Annotated in this window: 20 protein-coding genes and 1 tRNA gene; 11 read left to right on the top strand and 10 right to left on the bottom strand. The window is 63.1% G+C overall.

The genetic code is table 11. The annotated features are described in order from the left end of the window. Nucleotides 1-2: 2 nt before the first annotated feature. From QMG84_RS05580 to QMG84_RS05560, 5 genes are all read right to left on the bottom strand, one after another. Nucleotides 3-233: a hypothetical protein gene (locus tag QMG84_RS05580; RefSeq protein ID WP_281931053.1), complete on the bottom strand. Its 231-nt coding sequence runs from the start codon at nucleotides 231-233 to the stop codon at nucleotides 3-5. 33 nt (nucleotides 234-266) lie between these two features. Then, nucleotides 267-830: a HyaD/HybD family hydrogenase maturation endopeptidase gene (locus tag QMG84_RS05575; protein WP_281931051.1), complete on the bottom strand. Its 564-nt coding sequence runs from the start codon at nucleotides 828-830 to the stop codon at nucleotides 267-269. After that, the gene (gene cybH / locus QMG84_RS05570) at nucleotides 830-1,558 is read right to left on the bottom strand and encodes a Ni/Fe-hydrogenase, b-type cytochrome subunit (protein ID WP_281931049.1); all 729 of its coding nucleotides are present in this window, start codon (nucleotides 1,556-1,558) and stop codon (nucleotides 830-832) included. Before cybH ends, QMG84_RS05575 begins: the two co-directional genes overlap by 1 nt. Before the next feature lie 11 nt (nucleotides 1,559-1,569). Beyond that, entirely contained in the window at nucleotides 1,570-3,360 is a 1,791-nt protein-coding gene (locus QMG84_RS05565; RefSeq protein WP_281931048.1) for a nickel-dependent hydrogenase large subunit, read from the bottom strand. A gap of 195 nt (nucleotides 3,361-3,555) precedes the next feature. Beyond that, entirely contained in the window at nucleotides 3,556-4,638 is a 1,083-nt protein-coding gene (locus QMG84_RS05560) for a hydrogenase small subunit (RefSeq protein ID WP_202072275.1), read from the bottom strand. A 497-nt stretch (nucleotides 4,639-5,135) separates the two neighbouring features. Here QMG84_RS05560 and QMG84_RS05555 point away from each other — a divergent pair, with 497 nt between their 5' ends. The 3 genes from QMG84_RS05555 (at nucleotide 5,136) to QMG84_RS05545 (ending at nucleotide 7,623) form a co-directional block, all read left to right on the top strand. Next, entirely contained in the window at nucleotides 5,136-5,918 is a 783-nt protein-coding gene (locus tag QMG84_RS05555; protein ID WP_281931045.1) for an SDR family oxidoreductase, read from the top strand. Between the two features lie 73 nt (nucleotides 5,919-5,991). Then, the gene (locus QMG84_RS05550) at nucleotides 5,992-6,522 is read left to right on the top strand and encodes a flavin reductase family protein (protein WP_281931043.1); all 531 of its coding nucleotides are present in this window, start codon (nucleotides 5,992-5,994) and stop codon (nucleotides 6,520-6,522) included. Between the two features lie 42 nt (nucleotides 6,523-6,564). Beyond that, nucleotides 6,565-7,623, top strand: coding sequence for an alkene reductase (locus QMG84_RS05545; RefSeq protein WP_281931041.1), 1,059 nt, complete (start codon nucleotides 6,565-6,567; stop codon nucleotides 7,621-7,623). A 277-nt stretch (nucleotides 7,624-7,900) separates the two neighbouring features. Here the strand turns inward: QMG84_RS05545 and QMG84_RS05540 are convergent, their stop codons facing one another. Continuing rightward, nucleotides 7,901-8,680, bottom strand: coding sequence for an SDR family NAD(P)-dependent oxidoreductase (locus QMG84_RS05540; protein WP_281931039.1), 780 nt, complete (start codon nucleotides 8,678-8,680; stop codon nucleotides 7,901-7,903). Nucleotides 8,681-9,111: 431 nt separating this feature from the next. Between QMG84_RS05540 and QMG84_RS05535 the strand changes: the two genes are divergently transcribed. Continuing rightward, nucleotides 9,112-9,771, top strand: a complete 660-nt coding sequence (locus tag QMG84_RS05535) for a hypothetical protein (RefSeq protein ID WP_281931037.1) — start codon at nucleotides 9,112-9,114, stop codon at nucleotides 9,769-9,771. Between the two features lie 196 nt (nucleotides 9,772-9,967). Here QMG84_RS05535 and QMG84_RS05530 read toward each other — a convergent pair. Beyond that, nucleotides 9,968-10,044: transfer RNA gene (locus QMG84_RS05530), tRNA-Arg, on the bottom strand. A gap of 160 nt (nucleotides 10,045-10,204) precedes the next feature. On the opposite strand from QMG84_RS05530, the gene QMG84_RS05525 reads away from it, so the two are divergent. The 3 genes from QMG84_RS05525 to QMG84_RS05515 all read left to right on the top strand — a co-directional run bounded on the left by QMG84_RS05525 (nucleotide 10,205) and on the right by QMG84_RS05515 (nucleotide 12,642). Then, nucleotides 10,205-10,972, top strand: a complete 768-nt coding sequence (locus tag QMG84_RS05525; RefSeq protein ID WP_281931035.1) for an alpha/beta fold hydrolase — start codon at nucleotides 10,205-10,207, stop codon at nucleotides 10,970-10,972. A gap of 226 nt (nucleotides 10,973-11,198) precedes the next feature. Next, complete coding sequence (gene cysE, locus QMG84_RS05520; RefSeq protein WP_202072269.1) at nucleotides 11,199-12,047, top strand: serine O-acetyltransferase; 849 nt, start codon at nucleotides 11,199-11,201, stop codon at nucleotides 12,045-12,047. Between the two features lies 1 nt (nucleotide 12,048). Next, nucleotides 12,049-12,642: a hypothetical protein gene (locus QMG84_RS05515; RefSeq protein ID WP_281931032.1), complete on the top strand. Its 594-nt coding sequence runs from the start codon at nucleotides 12,049-12,051 to the stop codon at nucleotides 12,640-12,642. A 148-nt stretch (nucleotides 12,643-12,790) separates the two neighbouring features. Here the strand turns inward: QMG84_RS05515 and QMG84_RS05510 are convergent, their stop codons facing one another. Continuing rightward, nucleotides 12,791-13,474 carry a L,D-transpeptidase gene (locus tag QMG84_RS05510; RefSeq protein WP_246744782.1) on the bottom strand — a complete coding sequence of 228 codons (684 nt, stop codon included), beginning with the start codon at nucleotides 13,472-13,474 and terminating at the stop codon, nucleotides 12,791-12,793. A 234-nt stretch (nucleotides 13,475-13,708) separates the two neighbouring features. Here QMG84_RS05510 and QMG84_RS05505 point away from each other — a divergent pair, with 234 nt between their 5' ends. After that, entirely contained in the window at nucleotides 13,709-15,511 is a 1,803-nt protein-coding gene (locus QMG84_RS05505; protein WP_281931030.1) for a family 1 glycosylhydrolase, read from the top strand. After that, nucleotides 15,504-16,028, top strand: coding sequence for a hypothetical protein (locus tag QMG84_RS05500; RefSeq protein ID WP_281931028.1), 525 nt, complete (start codon nucleotides 15,504-15,506; stop codon nucleotides 16,026-16,028). Before QMG84_RS05505 ends, QMG84_RS05500 begins: the two co-directional genes overlap by 8 nt. A gap of 128 nt (nucleotides 16,029-16,156) precedes the next feature. Here QMG84_RS05500 and QMG84_RS05495 read toward each other — a convergent pair whose 3' ends face one another. Together QMG84_RS05495 and QMG84_RS05490 are read right to left on the bottom strand one after the other, a co-directional pair. Continuing rightward, complete coding sequence (locus tag QMG84_RS05495; protein ID WP_281931027.1) at nucleotides 16,157-16,999, bottom strand: DUF6456 domain-containing protein; 843 nt, start codon at nucleotides 16,997-16,999, stop codon at nucleotides 16,157-16,159. Beyond that, nucleotides 16,996-17,364: a helix-turn-helix domain-containing protein gene (locus QMG84_RS05490; RefSeq protein ID WP_281931025.1), complete on the bottom strand. Its 369-nt coding sequence runs from the start codon at nucleotides 17,362-17,364 to the stop codon at nucleotides 16,996-16,998. The genes QMG84_RS05495 and QMG84_RS05490 overlap by 4 nt, the downstream gene beginning before the upstream one ends. Before the next feature lie 116 nt (nucleotides 17,365-17,480). On the opposite strand from QMG84_RS05490, the gene QMG84_RS05485 reads away from it, so the two are divergent. Together QMG84_RS05485 and QMG84_RS05480 are read left to right on the top strand one after the other, a co-directional pair. Beyond that, a complete protein-coding gene (locus tag QMG84_RS05485) occupies nucleotides 17,481-17,852 on the top strand; it encodes a DUF6477 family protein (RefSeq protein ID WP_281931023.1) in 372 nt (123 codons plus the stop codon). 134 nt (nucleotides 17,853-17,986) lie between these two features. Then, the gene (locus QMG84_RS05480; protein WP_281931021.1) at nucleotides 17,987-18,790 is read left to right on the top strand and encodes a hypothetical protein; all 804 of its coding nucleotides are present in this window, start codon (nucleotides 17,987-17,989) and stop codon (nucleotides 18,788-18,790) included. Nucleotides 18,791-18,793 lie beyond the last annotated feature (3 nt).

The raw sequence follows: 18,793 nt of genomic DNA, 5'->3' as shown, positions 1-18,793 counted from the left end.
GTTTATTTCGCGTGGGCCGCCAAAGGACGACGACGCGCCGTCGCGTGAGCTTCCGCGGCCCAGACGAGAGCCGCCCAGCACGCCACGGCGAGCGCCAGCCCCAGCGCTGGATGAAGATCGACCAATGGGGCTTCAGTTAGATGCGGATGGACATGCAACCCGGGATTGGCCTGCGCCGCCCCGGCCGCGACCATGAGGGGGAGAGCGAGGGCGACTTTGGCGAAGGACTTCATGGCCAGCTCCTTGTGAACCTCCGACGCGCCGGATCAGACGCGCCTTTCATAGCTCTGATGATCGATGTCATTGGCGAGCAACGCGATCGCCGTATTGTCCTCACGCAAGGACAAGGCCACTCCCCACTCGGCGAGGAGCTGTGCGCCCGCCTCGACCGCGACGTCGATCGCCTCTTGAACAGGCGCCGTCAGCGCGCCGCCCCAATTTTCGAGATCGAGCGGCTGACAGCCGATGAGCGCGAGCTTTTGCGGGTAATGGCCGAGCAAATCCGCGGCGCTCAGCACTTCCTGAAAGCCGGTCTGATGCAGGCTCATTTTCTTGGAGCCGGTGAATTTCGGGACTTCTTCGTCGCGGACGATCTTCAAGGCGCCGGGCTCGAGGCCGTAATCGATGGCGTCGAAGACGAGGAGATAATCCGCCTCCTCGACGAAATGCACGAGATAAAGCCCCTGCGTGCCGCCATCGAGCACGGTGACATTCTCGGGCGTCTCGAAGCGCCGATGGAAGGCCTCGACGGCGCGCACGCCGAAACCCTCGTCCCCCCACAGAATATTGCCGATGCCCAGCACGAGGATTTTCGGGGCGCCCGCGCTCATCACTCCGCCGCCTCGTCCTTGAAAATGCGCTCCCCGGAGATCATCGAGGAGATGATGCTCTGACGGCTCACAATATCCTCGCGGACGGCGGCATAGATATGAACGATCGTGAAGGTGACGAGCGCCCACATGCCGATGTGATGCAGCGTATGCACCTCCTGGCTGTTCGGCCAGATCAGGAACACCCAGCCGAAAACCTTATACTGCCAGGAGTCGATCCCCTCGCCTTCCGAATAAAGCGCGAAGCCCGTCACGATCATGAAGATCAGCGGCACGGTGAACATGGAGAACATGATGAGCTGCGCCAGCGGATTGTGCCCGACATATTTCTTCGGCGCCTTGGCGAGGAAGAGATACCACGCAGCCTCATGCGCCACGCCCGCCCAATAGTCTCGGCTCCAGAAGGGCACGTAAAATATCTGCCGGGAATGCGCATTGCCGGCGAATATCCAATAGATGCGCAGCAGATAGAAAGCCGCGAGAATCTGCCCCGCCGCAAAATGGGCGAAGCGGATATAGCCCATCAGGAAGCTGCTGCTCGCGTCGCCGGTCACGCTCGGAAAAGGGCTCGCGATGAAATAGCCCGTAACGAACAGCACGGTGATGCAGAGCGCATTTATCCAATGCCAGACGCGAACGGGCGCCTCATAGACATAGACGGTCTGACGCTCGACGGCGCGCGCGCCATGCGCGTCGCCGACGCCAGCAACTTGGATGCCGTCGACCATGGACGCCTCCTTTAACGGACCTTCACCGACGCCATCTCCTGCCCGTCCGGACTCATCACGTGAGTCGAGCAGGCCAGGCACGGGTCGAAGGAGTGAATGGTGCGTAGGATTTCAAGTGGCTTTTCGGGATCGGCCATGGGCGTGTCCATGAGCGACGCCTCGAACGCGCCGATATTGCCCTGCGGGTCGCGCGGGCTGCCGTTCCAGGTCGTCGGCACGATGCACTGGTAATTGTCGATCTTGCCGTTTTTGATCTTGATCCAGTGCCCGAGCGCGCCGCGCGGCGCCTCGGTGAAGCCATAGCCCTTGGCTTCCGTCGGCCAGCTCTTGGGCTCCCACTTATCGACATTGGCGGTCGCCGTCTCGCCATTCTTGATATTGGCGACGAGCTTGTCCTGGAAATGGCGCATCTTGCGCGCCGCCCACTGGCATTCGAGACCGCGCGCGGCGGTGCGGCCGAGCGTGGAGAACAGCGCCGTGACGGGAACGCCGAGAGTCTTGAGGAGACGATCCGCCGGCTCCTTGAACTCGGGATTGCCCTGCGCATAGCCGATGATGTAGCGCGCGAGCGGGCCGACCTCGACCGCATTGCCGCGCCAGCGCGGCGATTTGATCCAGGAATATTTGCCGCCTTCGTCGAGCGACTCGATATTGGTCGGCGTGCCCTTGGCGTTGGGGCCGAGCTTGTAGTTCGGCTCGGTGACGCCGTCGAAAGGATGCAGCCCCTTGGTCTCGTCCGGATATTTGTACCAGGAGTGGGCGACAAACTCCTGTATTTGCTCCGGATCGGCATTGTCGATTGGCAGAACCTCTTTGAGATTGCCGTTCAAGATCACGCCGCGCGGCAGCAAGAGATTGCCGGCGGAATAGTCGTTGGCGTGCTCGGGAATGTCGCCATAGCTCATGACGCTCTTGCCCGAGAGCCCGCCACCATAGAGCCAATCCTTGTAGAAGCCGGCGATGGCGACAAGGTCCGGAATATAGACCTGCTCGACGAACTCGATTGAGCGGTCGATGATCTGCGAGACGAGATTAAGGCGCTCCATATTGATCGCGCCGACCGCCCCCGTTCCATCGACATTGATGGCGCAGGGCACGCCGCCGACGAGCCAGTTGGGATGCGGATTCTTGCCGCCATAGACCGTGTGAATCTTGACGATGTCCTTCTGGAAGTCGAGAGCTTCCAGATAATGCGCCACCGCCATCAGATTGGCTTCGGGCGGCAGCTTATAGGCCGGATGCCCCCAATAGCCGTTCTTGAACGGCCCGAGCTGGCCGGACTCGACGAATTTCTTCAGTCGCGTCTGCAGATCTTTGAAGTAGCCCGGCGAGGACAGCGGCCAGGGCGAGATCGACTGCGCCAGCGCCGAGGTCGCCTTCGGATCGGCGGACAGAGCCGAAACGACGTCGACCCAATCCAGCGCATGCAGATGGTAGAAATGCACCAGATGATCGTGCACCTGCAGGCAGAGCTGCATGATGTTGCGGATCGAATTGGCGTTCTCGGGAATGCTGATGTTCAGCGCATTCTCGACCGCGCGCACCGAGGTGAGCGCATGGGTGCCGGTGCAGACGCCGCAAATCCGCTCGGTGAAGGCCCAGGCGTCGCGCGGGTCGCGGTTCTTGAGGATGACTTCGATGCCGCGCCACATCGTGCCGGTGGAGACGGCGTTGCGAATGACGTTCTTGGAGTCGACATTCACCTCGATGCGCAAATGGCCTTCGATGCGCGTGACCGGATCGACGACGACGCGCTTGCCGGAATTGTCGAGTTTGAAGCCGTTGGGAGTCTGGATGCCCATGATTGCGTTTCCTCGAAGATCGGCCGTTGGTTCGGCGTCTTTCGTGTTTCGTCCTGGGTGATCGGCCGAAAAGATTTCCTCATCCTGAGGAGCCCGCGAAGCGGGCGTCTCGAAGGAAGAGGAAACCGTCGTCCGTGGATCGCCCTCGTGCTTCGAGACGGCGGCTTCGCCGCCTCCTCAGCATGAGGGCAAGGATTACACTTGGTTTCCGTCCCGCTTCGTCACGACGCGCTTGACCGCCGTGACGGCCGCATGCGTCGCCACCGCCGCGCCGACGACGCCGACGGCCGCCAGACCGATCTCATCGGCGTTCTTCTCGATGCCGAATTGCCGGATGTTCGAGAGGCGCTCGTAGAACGGCCCCTTGTCCCAGAAGCCCTCTTCCGAGCAGCCGATACAGCCATGGCCGGATTGGATCGGGAAAGAGACGCCGCCGTTCCAGCGCACCGTCGAGCAGGCGTTGTAGGTCGTCGGCCCCTTGCAGCCCATCTTATAGAGGCAATGCCCCTTGCGCGCGGCCTCGTCGTCCCATTCCTCGACGAACTGCCCGGCGTCAAAGTGCCCGCGGCGATAGCATTTGTCGTGGATGCGCTGGGAGTAGAACATTTTCGGCCGCCCCTGGCGGTCGAGCTCCGGCAGGCGGCCGAAGGTCGTGATGTAAGTCACGACGCCGGTCATGACCTCCGCAATCGGCGGGCAGCCGGGGACCTTGATGATCGGCTTGTCCTTGATGACCTTGTCGATCGGCGTCGCCTGCGTCGGATTAGGGGCAGCCGCCTGCACGCAGCCCCAGGAGGCGCAGGCGCCCCAGGCGATGATGGCGAAAGCGTCCTCAGCCATCCATTTCAGCTTTTCGACGAAAGGCTTGCCGCCGTCGATGCAGAACATGCCGCCCTCGTTGAGCGGCGGATTGCCCTCGACGGCGAGAATGTATTTGCCCTTATATTTTTGTTTGGTTTCCTCGAGGATCGCCTCGGCCTGATGGCCGGCGGCCGCCATGATCGTGTCGTCATAGTCAAGCGAGATCATGGAGAGGACGACGTCCTTCACCAGAGGATGCGCCGAGCGAATGAAGCTCTCGGAGCAGCAGGTGCATTCGAGGCCATGCATCCAGATGACCGGCACGCGCGGATTTGTCTCCAGCGCCTGCGCCATCTTGGAGGCGGCAAGGGGACCGAGCCCCAGGCTCGCAGCCGTCAAAGAGCAGAATTTCGTGAAGCTGCGGCGCGTGATCCCCTGACGTCGGATCACGTCGTAAAACGACTCGATGGCGGGCATTCCTCTCCCCCATTGCGTTTCCAAAAAGCGGCGGCTTCTCGCGTCGAGGACGGGAGCCACTCTTCTTTCGCAAAGATCGCAGCAAGGAACGAGCCAATCGCGATCCTGCGACGTAGTCTTCAAACCTGCAGGAAAACAGGCGCTTCAGAACGATCAGCCGCTGCTTCACGCCCGGAAAAGCCGACAATTTCGTTTCTATCACGACAAGCATGTCATGGTTTGCACAAAACTGTCTAGTTTGCGCGACCTAGAGTCGCAGGGGGCGGGCCGCAACGCGCCTGGAAACGAGAAAGCGGCGCTCGTACCTTCCGTTATGTGGGCGTGCTATTCAGCGCGACGATCAGCGTTGATTTACTCTGAATTTCCTGACGGCTGCTTTGGGAATCGCTCGAACGACGACGCATCGATCGATCGGATTCCCCTCGTCGGAACGCGCCGGGGCGTCACTCGCCTGAACGGCGCAAATCCGTGAAATGGCGCGCATTTGAGGAAGACGAATGGATTTAGGCATCAAAGGCAAACGCGCGATCGTCTGCGCCAGCTCGAAAGGGTTGGGTCGCGGCGTCGCACAAAAGCTCGCTGAAGCTGGCGCGATATTGACGCTGAATAGCCGCACGGTCGCAACGCTGGAGCACGCTGCAAGCGAGATACGCGCAACTTACGGCGTCGAGGTGCAGGCCGTCGCCGCCGATGTGACGAGCGAAGAAGGGCGGCAGCGGCTACTCGAGGCGGAACCACGGCCCGACATCCTCATCACCAACGCCGGCGGGCCGCCGCCCGGCCTGTGGTCGGACTGGGATCGCGACGCATGGCTCGACGCCATCGACGCCAATATGTTGACGCCAATTTTCCTGATGACGAGCGTGCTGCCCGGAATGATCAGCCGCAAGTGGGGCCGGATCGTCAATATAACGTCGGCGACGGTCAAATCACCCGTGGCGGAGCTGGGCTTGTCGACTGCGGCCCGCAGCGGATTGACCGGATTTGTCGCCGGCGCCGCCAGACAGGTGGCGAAAGACGGCGTTATCATCAATAATCTGTTGCCCGGCCCACACGAAACCGACCGCATGGTTTCGCTCCTGAGTAAAATGGCCAGCGCCCGGGGGCTGTCCGTCGAAGACGTTCGAAACGAGGCCTATGCCGCCAATCCGACCGGGCGTTTCGGCTCCCCTGAGGAGTTCGGCGCGATGGCTGCATTCCTGTGTAGCGAATATGCCGGCTATATCGTCGGCCAAAACATCTTGCTGGACGGCGGCGCCTTCGGGTCGACGCTGGGATAGGAGACGGCGCCCCCTACAATCCAAGGCCGAGAGAGCGCTCGCGCGCGGCGGCAAGTATCACGGAGGTCCGGCCATGAAAGATTTGGCTCTGGGCGAGGTTTACCGGCTCATCGAGCCCGGCCCGGTGGTTCTGCTGACGACCGCCCATAAAGGCCGGGCCAATGTCATGACCATGTCCTGGCACATGATGGTGGACTTCGACCCGCCCCTCATCGCCTGCGTGGTCAGCGACCGCGACCACAGCTTCGCCGCCTTGCGGGCGACAAAGGAATGCGTCGTCGCCATTCCGCCGGCGGGGATGGCGGAAACGGTCGTGGCGATCGGCAATTGCTCCGGGCGGGACGTCGATAAATTCGAGGCTTTTGCGCTCACCAAGCGGAAGGCGGAAAAAGTGTCGGCGCCGCTGGTCGCAGAATGTTTCGCCAACATCGAGTGCAAGGTCGTCGATACGCGCCTTGCCAACAAATATTGTCTCTTTGTGCTGCAAGGCGTGAAAGGCTGGATCGATCCGGCACGCAAAGCGTCGAAGACGATCCACCACCAAGGGCTCGGAAGCTTCGTCGTCGATGGCGACAGGATCAAGCTGAAATCCGCCATGCCTTAAGCTATAAAAAAACCACCCCGTCTCGCACTGACCGGAGCCTCGATGTCCAATCTCTTCGACCCTTTGCATATCGGCGATCTGCGCCTCCCCAACCGGATCGTCATGGCGCCGCTGACGCGGTGCCGGGCAAGCGAGGGCCGCACGCCGAATGCGCTCATGCGGGATTACTATGTCCAGCGCGCCTCGGCAGGGATGATCTTATCGGAAGCCACCTCCGTCACGCCGATGGGCGTCGGCTATCCTGACACGCCCGGCATTTGGTCGGACGCGCAAGTCGACGGATGGCGCGAGATCACGCGCGCGGTGCATGAAGCAGGCGGCCGCATTCTGCTGCAATTGTGGCATGTTGGGCGCCTCTCCCACCCGGTCTATCTCGATGGCGCGCCGCCGGTCGCGCCCAGCGCCATCACCGCGGAAGGGCATGTCAGCCTGCTGCGGCCAAAGCAGCCCTATCCCGTCCCGCGCGCCCTCGACATCGACGAGATTCCCGGCGTCGTCGCGGCCTATCGGCAAGGCGCCGAGAACGCCAAGCGCGCCGGCTTCGACGGCGTGGAGATCCATGGCGCGAATGGCTATCTGCTCGATCAGTTTCTGCAAGACAGCGCGAATAAAAGAACCGACCGCTACGGCGGCTCGATCGAGAACCGCGCGCGTCTGATGCTGGAAGTCACCGACGCAGCCATCGACATCTGGGGAGCGGGGCGCGTTGGCGTGCATCTCGCGCCGCGCGGTGACGCCCAATCCATGGGCGACTCAGACCCAAAGGCGACCTTCGGCTATGTCGCGCGCGAGTTGGGCCGACGCAAAATCGCCTTCATCTGCGCGCGGGAGCATCAAGGCCCGGATGCGCTGGGGCCTTATTTGAAGAAAGAATTCGGCGGGGCCTATATCGCCAACGAAGCCTATACGCGCGAAACAGCCGAAGCCGCGATTGCGGCGGGCGAGGCCGACGCCGTGGCTTTCGGCAAGCTCTACATCGCCAATCCCGACCTCGTCGAACGCTTACGCCTGGGCGCGGCCCTCAACGAGCCAAAGCTCGAGACCTTTTATTCGAAAGGCCCGGAAGGCTACGTGGATTATCCGACGCTCGCTCGAGGGTGAGGGCGTTACACGGCCGATGGATCGAGCGCGGCTTCGCGCGGGCGCTCGATCAATCCCCGACGCTCGCGCCGTTTGGACACACAGGGAATCACCGCCGCCATTGCGAGGAGGCGAAGCCGACGAAGCAATCCAGGGCCGCATCGCCGCCCTGGATTGCTTCGCTTCGCTCGCAATGACGGGCTCCGAGTAAAACCAGCGCTTTTGCGGCTCTGGATTCTCGATCGCTCGCTCGAGCGAGCGTCGGGAATGACAGCGAACCAATCAAGCGGATTTCGCATCAGCCGGGGGATGCGGCGGACCCCGCCAGCAACCCGCCGTCGATGTGAATCTCGGTCCCCGTCACATAGGTCGCTTCATCGGACGCCAGAGTGACGGCGATCGCCGCGACTTCCTCGGGCATCCCGAAACGCTTCAACGGCGTGTCGGCAACCAAGGCTTGCATCTTGGCCTCGCGGTCGGGGCCCGTTCCCAGCATCGGCTCCCAAATTTGCGTCAGTATCGCTGCGGGATGGATCGAGTTGCAGCGGATTTTCCATCCTTTCTGCGCGCAATAGAGCGCAACGGTCTTGCTGTGGTTGCGGATCGCCGCTTTGGATGAGGCGTAAGCAGCCGCCAGCGGAATGCCAACCAAGCCGGAACGCGACGAGATGTTGATGATCGAGCCGGCGCCCTGCGCCTTCATCGCTTTGATGGCGTAGCGACACCCAAGGAAGGTCCCATCGAGATTGACCCGATGGACTTCCCGCCAATCCGCAAGGCTGGCCTGTTCGGGATCATGCGCCGCGGCGCCCTGCTCAAAACCCGTTACGCCAGCATTGTTGACCACCACGTCGGCTGTCGGGACGCGTTCGGCCAGGCGCCGCCAATCGGCTTCCTCCCGCACGTCGAGCGTCTCGAATCGACAGCCGATTTCTGCGGCTGCCGCGGCGCCAGCCGCTTCGTCTATGTCTGTGAGAATGACGATTGCGCCTTCGTCGTGGAAGCGGCGCGCAATCGCGCGACCAATGCCACGCGCCGCGCCAGTAATGACGCAGGTCTTTTTGTGAAGTCTTTCCATGATGATCTCGAAAAAGAGTCCAGCCGGCGGATCGCTCCGCCATCGAATGCCTTCCCGCCTTAGCGGTGACGCTGGATCATTTCGAAAGTCTCCCGAGACAAGATTTATTTACCTGTGCCCACGCCGCCCCGCAACGCCCGCCCCTAAAATGTCTCTGCGCGGCGCTTCGGCGCGGCCAGCAGCGCGCCTACCCGAACAAGGGCGGCGGCCAAGGCCCATCCCCATGATTTCAACGCAAATCTAGACAAAGATAGTAAGGCTCGAGCGCGGCTATGTCGCATTATTCGGACACGCCTCAAAAACGACCTTTTTTCGCGGCATTTTTCTACGCACCCATGAAGTAATATTTACATAAGTCGCGGTTTTATCTTACAGAATCAACATCACCCACGTCGTTTCCACTGCGTATTCAGCATAAAGGGCGCGCGAGCATGAGGAAATTATTTATTGCCTCGCTTATGTCTTTGTTCTTCTCGGGAATATCGGCGCTCGCTGGCGACTTGTCCGCTTTGGCGCCTCCTGCGTTACCTTGGATGCTTACGCCAAAGCCACAGCCAACCCTCAGAGTCGGGGCCTATGTTGGGGCGCTCAGCAATCAATCACTGATCAACATCACAGTGCGTCGCCCTTGGGACGCGCATTTCGTTCCGGGCGCGATGGTGGACGCCCATGCAATTTATACCGCTTATCGCTTCGAGCGCGTCCCTTTAGACCTCGAAATCGAGGGCGGCGTCGCCAAGCGTTTCGGCAGCGACGCTGGCGGGCGTCAGTGGGAGTTCGACCTCATTCCAATGGCGCGGTGGAAATATTTTCCATGGAACGATTTCATTTATACGAACTTCAGGGTGGGTCTTATCGGCGCAAGCTATGTGACCGGCATTTCAGATTTCGAAAGGCAGTTCGATAGTAGCCATCACAGCGCGCGATTCCTGAATCTGCTTGTGCCGGAATTTACCTTCGCGCCGTCTAAAGACGCGCCATTCGAAGTATTCGTACGCGTCCATCATCGATCCGGCGTCTACGGCCTCATCGACGGCGTGCATGGCGCTTCCAACTACATATCGACCGGGATGCGATTTTCAGTCTTTTGATCCGACTGACGCGACGCGTCGAAGCCCCTCGCTATTGGCCCCTTCCTCTCACAGAGACGCAGGCGCGGCGCGCCGGGGCTAACTCCGCCAAGGCGCAGCAGCGCGCGACCTGGAGCGCCCCCTCGGCGCGGCAAACAGCCGCGCATGCTTCCCCTTGCAGGGCTCGGTTTGGCGTTTTTCAACTGCTCGGGTTTAATGGCGCGCCCGAAAGGATTCGAACCTCTGACCCCCAGATTCGTAGTCTGGTGCTCTATCCAGCTGAGCTACGGGCGCCTGTCGGCCGGCGGTTTCGATCCCGCTTGGGGATCAGCGCCGCGACATGCGACCGTTTAGCGACAACCGGAGCGCTTGGCAAGGCCTGTTTATTTTTATGGGCCCGCGCTTGCGCCGCCGATCTGATTCTTTAAGTAGGAATCGTCACACAGGATTTGCCATGGAAACTTTCGTCTCGCACGGCGTCGAGATTGCCTATTCGGATTTCGAGCCCCTTGGCGACGACCGACGCGAGCCGATCGTCCTCATTCATGGCTTCGCCTCCACCCATGCGGTGAACTGGATGTTCACCCAATGGGTGAAGACGCTGACCGAAGACGGACGCCGCGTCGTCGTCCTGGATAGCAGGGGCCATGGCCGGTCGCAGAAGCTCTACGATCCAGCGGAATATGCGCTCGACCTAATGGCGCAGGACGTCGCCAATCTCCTCGACCATTTGTCCATCGCCCGCGCCGACGTCATGGGCTATTCGCTCGGCGCGCGAATCGGGACGGTGCTGACGCTCGCCCATCCGGAGCGCGTCCGCTCGCTGATTCTCGGCGGCATCGGGCAATATCTCGTGCAGGACGCCGGCCTGCCCTCAGGGCTCGCCGAAGCCATGGAGGCCGAGCGAATCGAGGACATCGACAATTCGATGCTCAAAATTTTTCGAGGCTTCGCCGAATCGACCCGTAGCGATCTCAAGGCGCTCGCCGCCTGCGTCCGCGGCGCCCGCAAGGCGTTGGACCCGGCGCTCCTCTCGAAGGTCGAATGCCCGGTGCTGATTTGCGTCGGCACGCGCGACGACGTCGCCGGCGATCCCTCGCCCCTGCAGCCGCTGTTCCGCAACGCCCGCGTTGTCGACATTCCTGGCCGCGACCACAACCGCGCCGTGGGCGACCGCATCTACAAGCAGGCTGTGCTGGAATTCCTGGGCCAACGCCCCTGATGCGCGGCCGCGCCCGAGGCGCTATATAGCCGCTTGCGCGCTTTCGTTCCGAGATGCGCGCTTTCCGGGAACGGCTCACTGTCATTCCCGACGCTCGCGACGCGAACGATCGGGAATCCAGCGCCAAATCAAAGCCATCGTGGCTCTGGAGTCCCGGTCGGGCCGTCGGCCCGCCGGGAGCCGAACGCGAGCTGTTCGAGCGGAAACGGAGAAGAGGAAGCGTCCCATGGCCGCCGAACAGCGGGAAATAGCCGCGTCCGTCATCGATTTCGACCCGCTCCTCGCCCGCCTGCGGCTGGAGGCGGAGGATGTGTTGCGCCGCGAGCCGGAGCTCGGCGGTTTCATCTACCCCGCGATCATGGCGCAGGAGAGCGTCGCCGGCGTCGTGGTCCATCGCGTGGCGCAGCGCCTCGACCGACCGGAAGCGCCCTATGCGGCGATTCGCCAGGCGTTCGATTCCTGCCTCGCCCATGACGGCGCCCTTGCAGAGGCCTTCCGGGCGGATCTTTTGGCCGTCGTCGAGCGCGACCCGGCCTGCACGCGACTCCTGGAGCCGGCGCTCTATTTCAAGGGCTTCCACGCCTTGCAGACCTATCGGCTGGCGCATTGGCTGTGGAAAAACGGCCGCAGCGATTTCGCCCTGACGCTGCAGAGCCTGTCCTCGCAGATTTTTCAGACCGACATCCACCCCCAGGCTAGGATCGGCAAGGGCGTCTTCATCGACCACGCCACGGGCGTCGTCATCGGCGCGACGAGCGTCATCGAGGACGACGTCTCCATGCTGCATGGCGTGACGCTCGGCGGCACAGGCAAGGCGCGCGGCGATCGGCATCCGAAGGTGCGGCGCGGCGTGCTGATCGGCGCCGGGGCCAAGGTGCTCGGCAATATCGAGATCGGCCGCTGCGCCATGATCGCGGCGGGCTCGGTCGTGCTCGATTCGGTGCCGGCCAATAAAACCGTGGCGGGCGTGCCGGCGCGAATCGTCGGCGATTCGAAATGCGCCGAACCGGCGCTGGCGATGGACCAGATGCTGGCGGTTCTAGATGCGGGAATGGACAAGAGGGCGGGGTTGTAAGGTGAAGAAACTGTTTCTTGGCGCGGCGCTCGCCATTCTGGCGTCCGCGGGCGTCTCATCGCATGCGCTTGCCGCCGGCTGGCATTATTACGATCCCGACTGCCCCATCGCGATCGGGCCGAAGTCGATGAAATTCGTGGCCATGCAGCCAAAGAAAAACATCGACCGCGAATGCGACGCTTTGCCCGACACCGGCGCCTCCGTCATCGTGCTCGACGCCAGCGACAATGAGCTGCGCGACATGAACTGGGACGTCCGCGTGCTGCGCGCCAAGGCGCCCGACAGCCAGCCCGACCCAGAGGCCGACGTCGTCAGCCGCCAGCCGATCCAGAAGTTCCGCAACGGCATGATGAATTTCGACCAGAATTTCAAACAGGCCGGCAATTATGAGCTCTATGTGAAGCTCACGAGCGACGACGGCGCCAAGAGCTACGAGGGCCGCCATCCCTTCTCGGTGGGGCTCGTCACCGACGAGGAATTCTACCTCTACATCGGCTTCGGAATTTTCATCCTCCTGGCCGGCGGCGTGGCGTTCACCATGTGGCGGCAGGGGAAGCTCTTTTTCAAAATCCCGAACTTCGCCAAACCGTCATAACGCGACGTTGCTTTCGGTGTCATTCCCGACGCTCGCGCAGCGAGCGATCGGGAATCCAGAGCAGAACCAGCGCTTTTGCGGCTCTGGATTCCCGGTCGGGCTTTCAGCCCGCCGGGAATGACATCCGCGGCGTCGCGACGGAGCGTTGCTATGCCGGCAGCATTACGACCTTCGTCTTGACCGGCGTCCGGGAATAGAGGTCGATCATGTCCTGGCTGAGCAGGCCGGTGCAGCCGCTCGTAATGCCGTTCCCGATCGTCTCGGGGTCGCTGGTGCTGTAGATCGTGTAAACCGTATAGACGCCATTCTTATAGAGATAGAGCACGCGGGCGCCGAGCGGATTGTCCAGACCTCCCGGCATGCCGCGGGCGTATTGGCGCGCCTCCGGCTGGCGCGCGATCATCTCCTTGGGCGGCGTCCAGGTGGGCCATTCCGCCTTGCGCCCGACATAAACTTCACCGCTCCACAGGAAACCGGGGCGGCTGACATTGGCGCCATAGCGGGTAGCCATTCCGTCGCCTTCGACGCGGTAAAGGTGGTAATTCTTGGGATCGATGATGATCGTGCCGGGCGCTTCCTTGGTGTCGTAGCGCACGAGCCGGCGAAAATATTTCGGATCGATCTTGCTGATATCGACCGCCGGGATCGGGAATTTCTCGCTCGGGACGGCCGCGTAAAACTTCGCCGCCTCGGCGCGGCCCATGTCGTCGGAGGTCACACAACCGGCGAGCCCCAGGGCGCCGAGACTGGCGGCGGAGCCGGACAGAAACGACCGCCGGTCGAGCCGCCCTGACATCCCGTCCTTCGTGATCACGATTTTGGAGTTTCCCATGTCCTATCACCCGAGAATACGCTGACATAAACCCGCCGAACGTCTTTTGGCGAGCTGTGAGATTGCCGTCAACTCGCTTTCAGGAATGTGAAGAACCTCGGCTTTTCTTGTGGCCGCGCTGGCCCCGGCCGCGCAGAGGAACTTGCCGCGTCGGCCCGGGTTTCCGCCATTGCATTCAAGAGCAAACGGCGTGCCGCTCGGAATGGATGCGGCGGGAGACCGGGAGCGCGGAGCATGATCCGTTACGTCGCTTATCGCAAGGCGGTCCTCGCGGGCATGGCTGGCGCCGTCGCTTGGGAGGCCGTCGCGCGCCCGCTCATCCTCGCCGGCGTCCCCTACTTCGACATTGTGGGCACGCTGGGCACGCTGGCGCTCCCTCACGCCAGCGCATGGGCGTGGTGGGCAGTCGGCATGTCGCTGCATTTGCTGGTGGGCGCGATCTGGGGCGTTTTCTACGCTTATTTTTTCTGGTCGGTCCTGCCTTTGCCGCCGATGCTCCAAGGCTTGCTGTTCGCCTTTGTGCCCATGCCTCTGGCGCTCTTCATCATGCATCCGCAGTTCGAACTCATGCACCCGCTCGTCCAAAGCGGCGAGCTGCCGTACTCGGGCCTGTTCGGCCTTTCGGGTGGATGGCGCGAGCCGGCGTCGATCGCCGCCGGGCATCTTATCTGGGGCGCGGTTCTCGGCCTCGTCTATGTCAGACCCGTCGGCTATGCCGCCGAGCGGCTGCCCCGCTTCATCTTCGAAGGGCGGAGACCTGCGCGTCCCATCGCCGCGGCGCGCCCGCCCGCCGAAGACAGGTTCATGTTCGCCACCGGCGTCGAATGCAGTTATCCAACACTCGACGGCGGGCGTTGGCGTATCGATGAGATGGCCGCTTGCGGCCATTATCGTCACTGGCGCACGGACCTCGCGCTGGTGCGCGACTTAGGGCTGCGCTATTTGCGTTACGGTCCGCCGCTGCATCTCATCAACCCGCGCAGGGGCCAATACGACTGGGCTTTTCTCGACGACGTCGCTGACGAAATGCAGCGGCTCGGCATTACGCCGATTATGGACCTCTGCCACTTCGGCCTGCCCGACTGGCTCGAGAATTTCCAAAATCCCGAGGCGCCTTATGCGCTCGCCGACTATGCACGCGCCTTCGTCCGTCGCTACGATTGGGTGCGCTTCTACACGCCTGTCAACGAGATGTATGTGTGCGCCAAGCTCAGCGCGCTGGAAGGAGTGTGGAACGAGCAACGCCGGGACGAGCGCGCCTTCGTCACGGCGACGCGACATCTCGCGAAAGCCAGCGTGCTGATGATGCAGGCGATCTCGACCGCGCGGCCAGATGCGGTGTTCGTCAACAGCGAGAGCGGCGAGTTTTATCAGCCTTGCTGCCCCGATCCGAAGGTCCGCCGCATCGCCGACTTCGAAAACCAGCGCCGTTTCATCGCGCTCGATTTGCTCTATGCGCGCGGCGTGCGCGACGATATGCGCGGCTATTTGATCGAAAACGGCATGCCGCCCGAAGAATACGCATGGTTCATGCAACAGGACGTCGGCGCGCGCGCCATCCTCGGCGTCGATTACTACGAATGGAACGAAAAGCTCATCAACGCCAATGGCGACGCGCAGGCGCTCGGAGAGTTGTTCGGTTGGTACGTCATCGCCCGTCAGTATTACGAGCGCTACCAACGGCCCCTGATGCACACTGAGACAAACCGCCTGGACGCGCGCGACGCGCCGCGTTGGCTGTGGCGGCAGTGGCATAATGTGCAGCTCATGCGCCAGGCGGGCGTGCCGATCGTCGGCTTTACCTGGTATTCGCTCACCGATCAGGTCGACTGGGACATCGCGCTGCGGGCGCCGCTGGGCAACGTCAACCCGGTCGGGCTCTTCGATCTCAATCGCGATCCGCGTCTCGTCGGCCTGACCTACAAATATTTGGCGCAACTCTTCGAGCCGGATCTTCGCCAGGCGCCGACCATCGAAGCCGTGCTGAGCGACGCCCAGCAACTGACGACCGCGCAGAAGAGAAGACGTCATGCTTGAGATTCTGCGCGCCCATGGGCTGGACGCCGGTCCGACGCAGCGGCCGCTGCTGGCCGGCATGGCGGCGAGCATTGTCGCCGACATTCCAGCCTTAGGGTTGCTGCAAGCCTTTGGATCGCTGGGCGCCCTCGCTCAGGCGACGCATGCTTCCGTCTTCCTCCCGGCCCTGGCCTATATCGGCCTGATGCTGCTTGGCGGCGTGCTGTATGGCTGGCTGTTTCAGCGGGCCGCGAACGACCCGCGGGGAGGCTGGCTTTTCGGCATGGCCTTCGGGTTCGTGTTGTGGATGCTCGGGCCGATCCCGCTCCTGCAATGGCTTCCCGCGCAGCCCTTATTGACCGGCTATCCAGCGGTTGGGCTTCTGCTAGGCGAGTTGCTTTGGGGCTTGGTCCTGGGGGTGGCTTTTCCCTATGTGCATCGTCCGCTGCGCCCCAACTTGAGCGCCCAGCTCGCGCCGCCTACCGCGCGCACGGGCCCGCAAGCCGCCTGCGACCCGCATTTGGCGCGGGGACGCTGACGTGCTCCGGCGTTGCGAGCGAAGCGAAGCAATCCAAGAGCCGCCGTAGCTGCCCTGGATTGTTTCGTCGCTTACGCTCCTCGCAATGACGGGGCCGGCCGGCGCGAAGCATCGGAAGGCCATAGGCCTCACATTGTCGGCCGGTAATCCTCCGCCCCCCAATGCAACGTCCCTCTCGCCCGCGCCGGCCCGACGGCCGCGCTGGCGATGCCGTAATGCTGGGCTAGACGGTCGAGCGCGATTTTCAAGACGACCTTGCCGGAGCGGGCCGGCCAGCCGCGTTCGCTTTCGACGGTTTCGAGCCCCTTGAGATAGCCGCAGACGTCGGTGAGAAGGCCGGCGAGCTCCGGGCCGACGGCGTCATAGGCGCGCGCGAGACGACTGCGGGCGTCCATGGCGATCTCCGTCACCACGACGCCGGCGTCGGCGCCGCGCCGCGCGCCGGCGCCAGAAACCTCCCAATTGGCGGTGACGCGCTGGAGGATTTGCGCCTGCTCGATGTCGCGCCGGAAGCGTTCGCCGGCGTCCACTTGCGTACGATCCAGAAAAGGCTTGCCGTTTGCGCCCTTGCGCCTTGCGAGCCAGGCGAGCGGGCTTTCGGCCTCGTTGACGAGCGTCGGCCTTTCGCCTTGCGGCCCCGGACGTTTCTCGATTTCCCCATGCTGAGCGCGGAACGGATCGAGCGCCGGCTCGGCCACGGCCAGCCGGCGCAAATAGGCGCGGCCAGAGTCGTTGAGGCGCAGCCGCCCTGCCCCGCTGTCGACAACGAGCCCTTCGGCCAAGGCGGCCTTGCCCGTCGCCTCCGGCAGGCGCGCGCGCACGACGGTGATCCCGTTCCGCGGCGCCGCCACGACAAGCGCGCCATCGTCGAGGCCACTCGGCGCCGCATGGGCTTGGGGCTCGTCCAGCGCCTGCAGGAAACGCCGCAGCATTCGGGTCGACGCCTCATTTTTGCGGTCGCTCTTGCTCATTGCGGCGCTCCTTCACAGTCCGCGAGCAACGCCAGAACCATGTCGCGCTGCGCCGCGACCGCGCGCTCCATTCGCGCCGCCGCGACGTCGAAGCGCGGCGCGTCTCTGAGATTTTCGATCACCGCGCAGGCGTGCCGCATGGTGGCGCGATCGCGCCGGAATTGCCGCGCGCAAGCGGAAAGGCTCGCGCCCAAAGCCACATGGTGCAGATAGACCGCATATTGGCGCGCCCGGGCAATCCTCGCCCGGCCGCGATCCGGCGCCGCCAAGGAAGCGGCAGGGACGCCCGACGCCGCCGCGGCGGCCGCAATGCTCAAGCCGGGGATGGGGGGAAACAGCTTTCGTTTGGAAAAGGCGTTGGGCATGAGACCTCCTAATCGACGTCGATCAGGCTAGTTCTGAAAAAAATCCTATTCAAGGAAAAAAATCTATCCCCAGGGGCGCGCCGCCGGTCATGCTCACCGCAAAGGAGGAGCAAGCCATGCCCATCGCCCATCCAGCCCCCGCCAAGTCAGACGCCAGATCCATCGCCATCAGGCGCCTGAGAGCCCAAGCCCGCCCTGCCGTCGAGGCCGCGCTCGGGGCCAGTCTCGCCGGTTACGACCGGCTCGACGCGCTCGCGCGTTTTCATCGGCTTTCGCGAGACACGATCCTCAGCGAAACGCCTGAGGCGGCGCGCGCCGTGCTCCGTGAAATCGAGCAGGCGTTACGAAAAGAGCGCGCCAGGCGCGGCCATTGGACCTATGATCTCAACCGCCATATCGCTTTGCTCGTGGCGCATCGCGCGGAGAGCGCCCGGCTTGCGGGCATGGGGCGATCGGCTGAAGGATTGTTTTCCTCTCCTCCATCGTGAAAAGGCCTCGAATATGGCTCCTGCGACGCGGACGTCCGTCGCCCGGCCACAGAGCGCGCGCGTGGGAAGCGCTTTTCACACAGCCTCGTTTTGCTTAAATTGCGAGCGTCTTTCCGCCGCGCCCAGGGCTTGCGATGATGATCGAACGAATTCTGGCCCTTGCCGCCGCCGCTGTCGTCGCCGTCGCGCTCGGCGTCGGCCTGACGATGATGGCTCTGTCGCCGCCGCCTGCGCGGGGCGCGCTGAGCGCGACAACGGCCCCTTCCGAAAAGCCGAGCCCACGGCAAACCGTCGAGACCACCATCGCCTCCGCGCCGGAATATGGGCGTTTTTTCGCGCGGCTGCGCGAGAAATTCCCCCAGGACTATGAGGGAACGATCGGCGGCTTCGCGTCGCGTCTCTCGGAGACGAAGGCCGATCAGGGCGCCGATTATTATCTGTCCGAGGCGATGCGCCGCCTGCGTCAGTCGCGTGGCGCGCTCGCCGCCAAAGCCGAGCCCGAGGCCATGTCGCGCGTGTTCGCCAAGCAGCTCGCTGTTCTGCAGGCGATCGCGCGCGAGGACAAAAAATTATGCGTCGCTTTCCTTTACGGCGCGAATAATCTCGATTTCCAGCGTTTTGCCGCCTCGCGGCGCCCGCTCGTAGCCGATATGGCGAGCGCGAGCCTGGAGGCCATGGTCGACGGCCAGGCCAAGAACATCGCCCGCGAGCAACCGACCGAAGCCGACTTCAAGGCGCTGGAGACGGCGCTCGCCGCGCGCGGCCTCGCCAAGCCGGAGATCGAAGCGCTGCTCGACGGCAAAATGCCCGACCCGCCGCTGGAAGACGCCAAAATGTGCGCCGCAGGACAAACCTATCTCGAAGTCTTGCGGACCTTGCCCGAGGCCCCGCGCTCGCGGATTTATGGGCTGGCGCTGGAGCTGATGGCGAAGTCGTAGGGA

The sequence above is a fragment of the Methylocystis iwaonis genome, from assembly GCF_027925385.1.
GTDB lineage: Bacteria > Pseudomonadota > Alphaproteobacteria > Rhizobiales > Beijerinckiaceae > Methylocystis > Methylocystis iwaonis.
This window is presented reverse-complemented; position numbering and strand designations above follow the sequence as displayed.

What these genes read in the sequence shown, in the direction of transcription:
- QMG84_RS05580 (WP_281931053.1), bottom strand. Translation starts at nt 233, where the DNA reads ATGAAGTCCTTCGCCAAAGTCGCCCTCGCTCTCCCCCTCATGGTCGCG.
- QMG84_RS05575 (WP_281931051.1), bottom strand. Translation starts at nt 830, where the DNA reads ATGAGCGCGGGCGCCCCGAAAATCCTCGTGCTGGGCATCGGCAATATT.
- cybH (WP_281931049.1), bottom strand. Translation starts at nt 1,558, where the DNA reads ATGGTCGACGGCATCCAAGTTGCTGGCGTCGGCGACGCGCATGGCGCG.
- QMG84_RS05565 (WP_281931048.1), bottom strand. Translation starts at nt 3,360, where the DNA reads ATGGGCATCCAGACTCCCAACGGCTTCAAACTCGACAATTCCGGCAAG.
- QMG84_RS05560 (WP_202072275.1), bottom strand. Translation starts at nt 4,638, where the DNA reads ATGCCCGCCATCGAGTCGTTTTACGACGTGATCCGACGTCAGGGGATC.
- QMG84_RS05555 (WP_281931045.1), top strand. Translation starts at nt 5,136, where the DNA reads ATGGATTTAGGCATCAAAGGCAAACGCGCGATCGTCTGCGCCAGCTCG.
- QMG84_RS05550 (WP_281931043.1), top strand. Translation starts at nt 5,992, where the DNA reads ATGAAAGATTTGGCTCTGGGCGAGGTTTACCGGCTCATCGAGCCCGGC.
- QMG84_RS05545 (WP_281931041.1), top strand. Translation starts at nt 6,565, where the DNA reads ATGTCCAATCTCTTCGACCCTTTGCATATCGGCGATCTGCGCCTCCCC.
- QMG84_RS05540 (WP_281931039.1), bottom strand. Translation starts at nt 8,680, where the DNA reads ATGGAAAGACTTCACAAAAAGACCTGCGTCATTACTGGCGCGGCGCGT.
- QMG84_RS05535 (WP_281931037.1), top strand. Translation starts at nt 9,112, where the DNA reads ATGAGGAAATTATTTATTGCCTCGCTTATGTCTTTGTTCTTCTCGGGA.
- QMG84_RS05525 (WP_281931035.1), top strand. Translation starts at nt 10,205, where the DNA reads ATGGAAACTTTCGTCTCGCACGGCGTCGAGATTGCCTATTCGGATTTC.
- cysE (WP_202072269.1), top strand. Translation starts at nt 11,199, where the DNA reads ATGGCCGCCGAACAGCGGGAAATAGCCGCGTCCGTCATCGATTTCGAC.
- QMG84_RS05510 (WP_246744782.1), bottom strand. Translation starts at nt 13,474, where the DNA reads ATGGGAAACTCCAAAATCGTGATCACGAAGGACGGGATGTCAGGGCGG.
- QMG84_RS05505 (WP_281931030.1), top strand. Translation starts at nt 13,709, where the DNA reads ATGATCCGTTACGTCGCTTATCGCAAGGCGGTCCTCGCGGGCATGGCT.
- QMG84_RS05500 (WP_281931028.1), top strand. Translation starts at nt 15,504, where the DNA reads ATGCTTGAGATTCTGCGCGCCCATGGGCTGGACGCCGGTCCGACGCAG.
- QMG84_RS05495 (WP_281931027.1), bottom strand. Translation starts at nt 16,999, where the DNA reads ATGAGCAAGAGCGACCGCAAAAATGAGGCGTCGACCCGAATGCTGCGG.
- QMG84_RS05490 (WP_281931025.1), bottom strand. Translation starts at nt 17,364, where the DNA reads ATGCCCAACGCCTTTTCCAAACGAAAGCTGTTTCCCCCCATCCCCGGC.
- QMG84_RS05485 (WP_281931023.1), top strand. Translation starts at nt 17,481, where the DNA reads ATGCCCATCGCCCATCCAGCCCCCGCCAAGTCAGACGCCAGATCCATC.
- QMG84_RS05480 (WP_281931021.1), top strand. Translation starts at nt 17,987, where the DNA reads ATGATGATCGAACGAATTCTGGCCCTTGCCGCCGCCGCTGTCGTCGCC.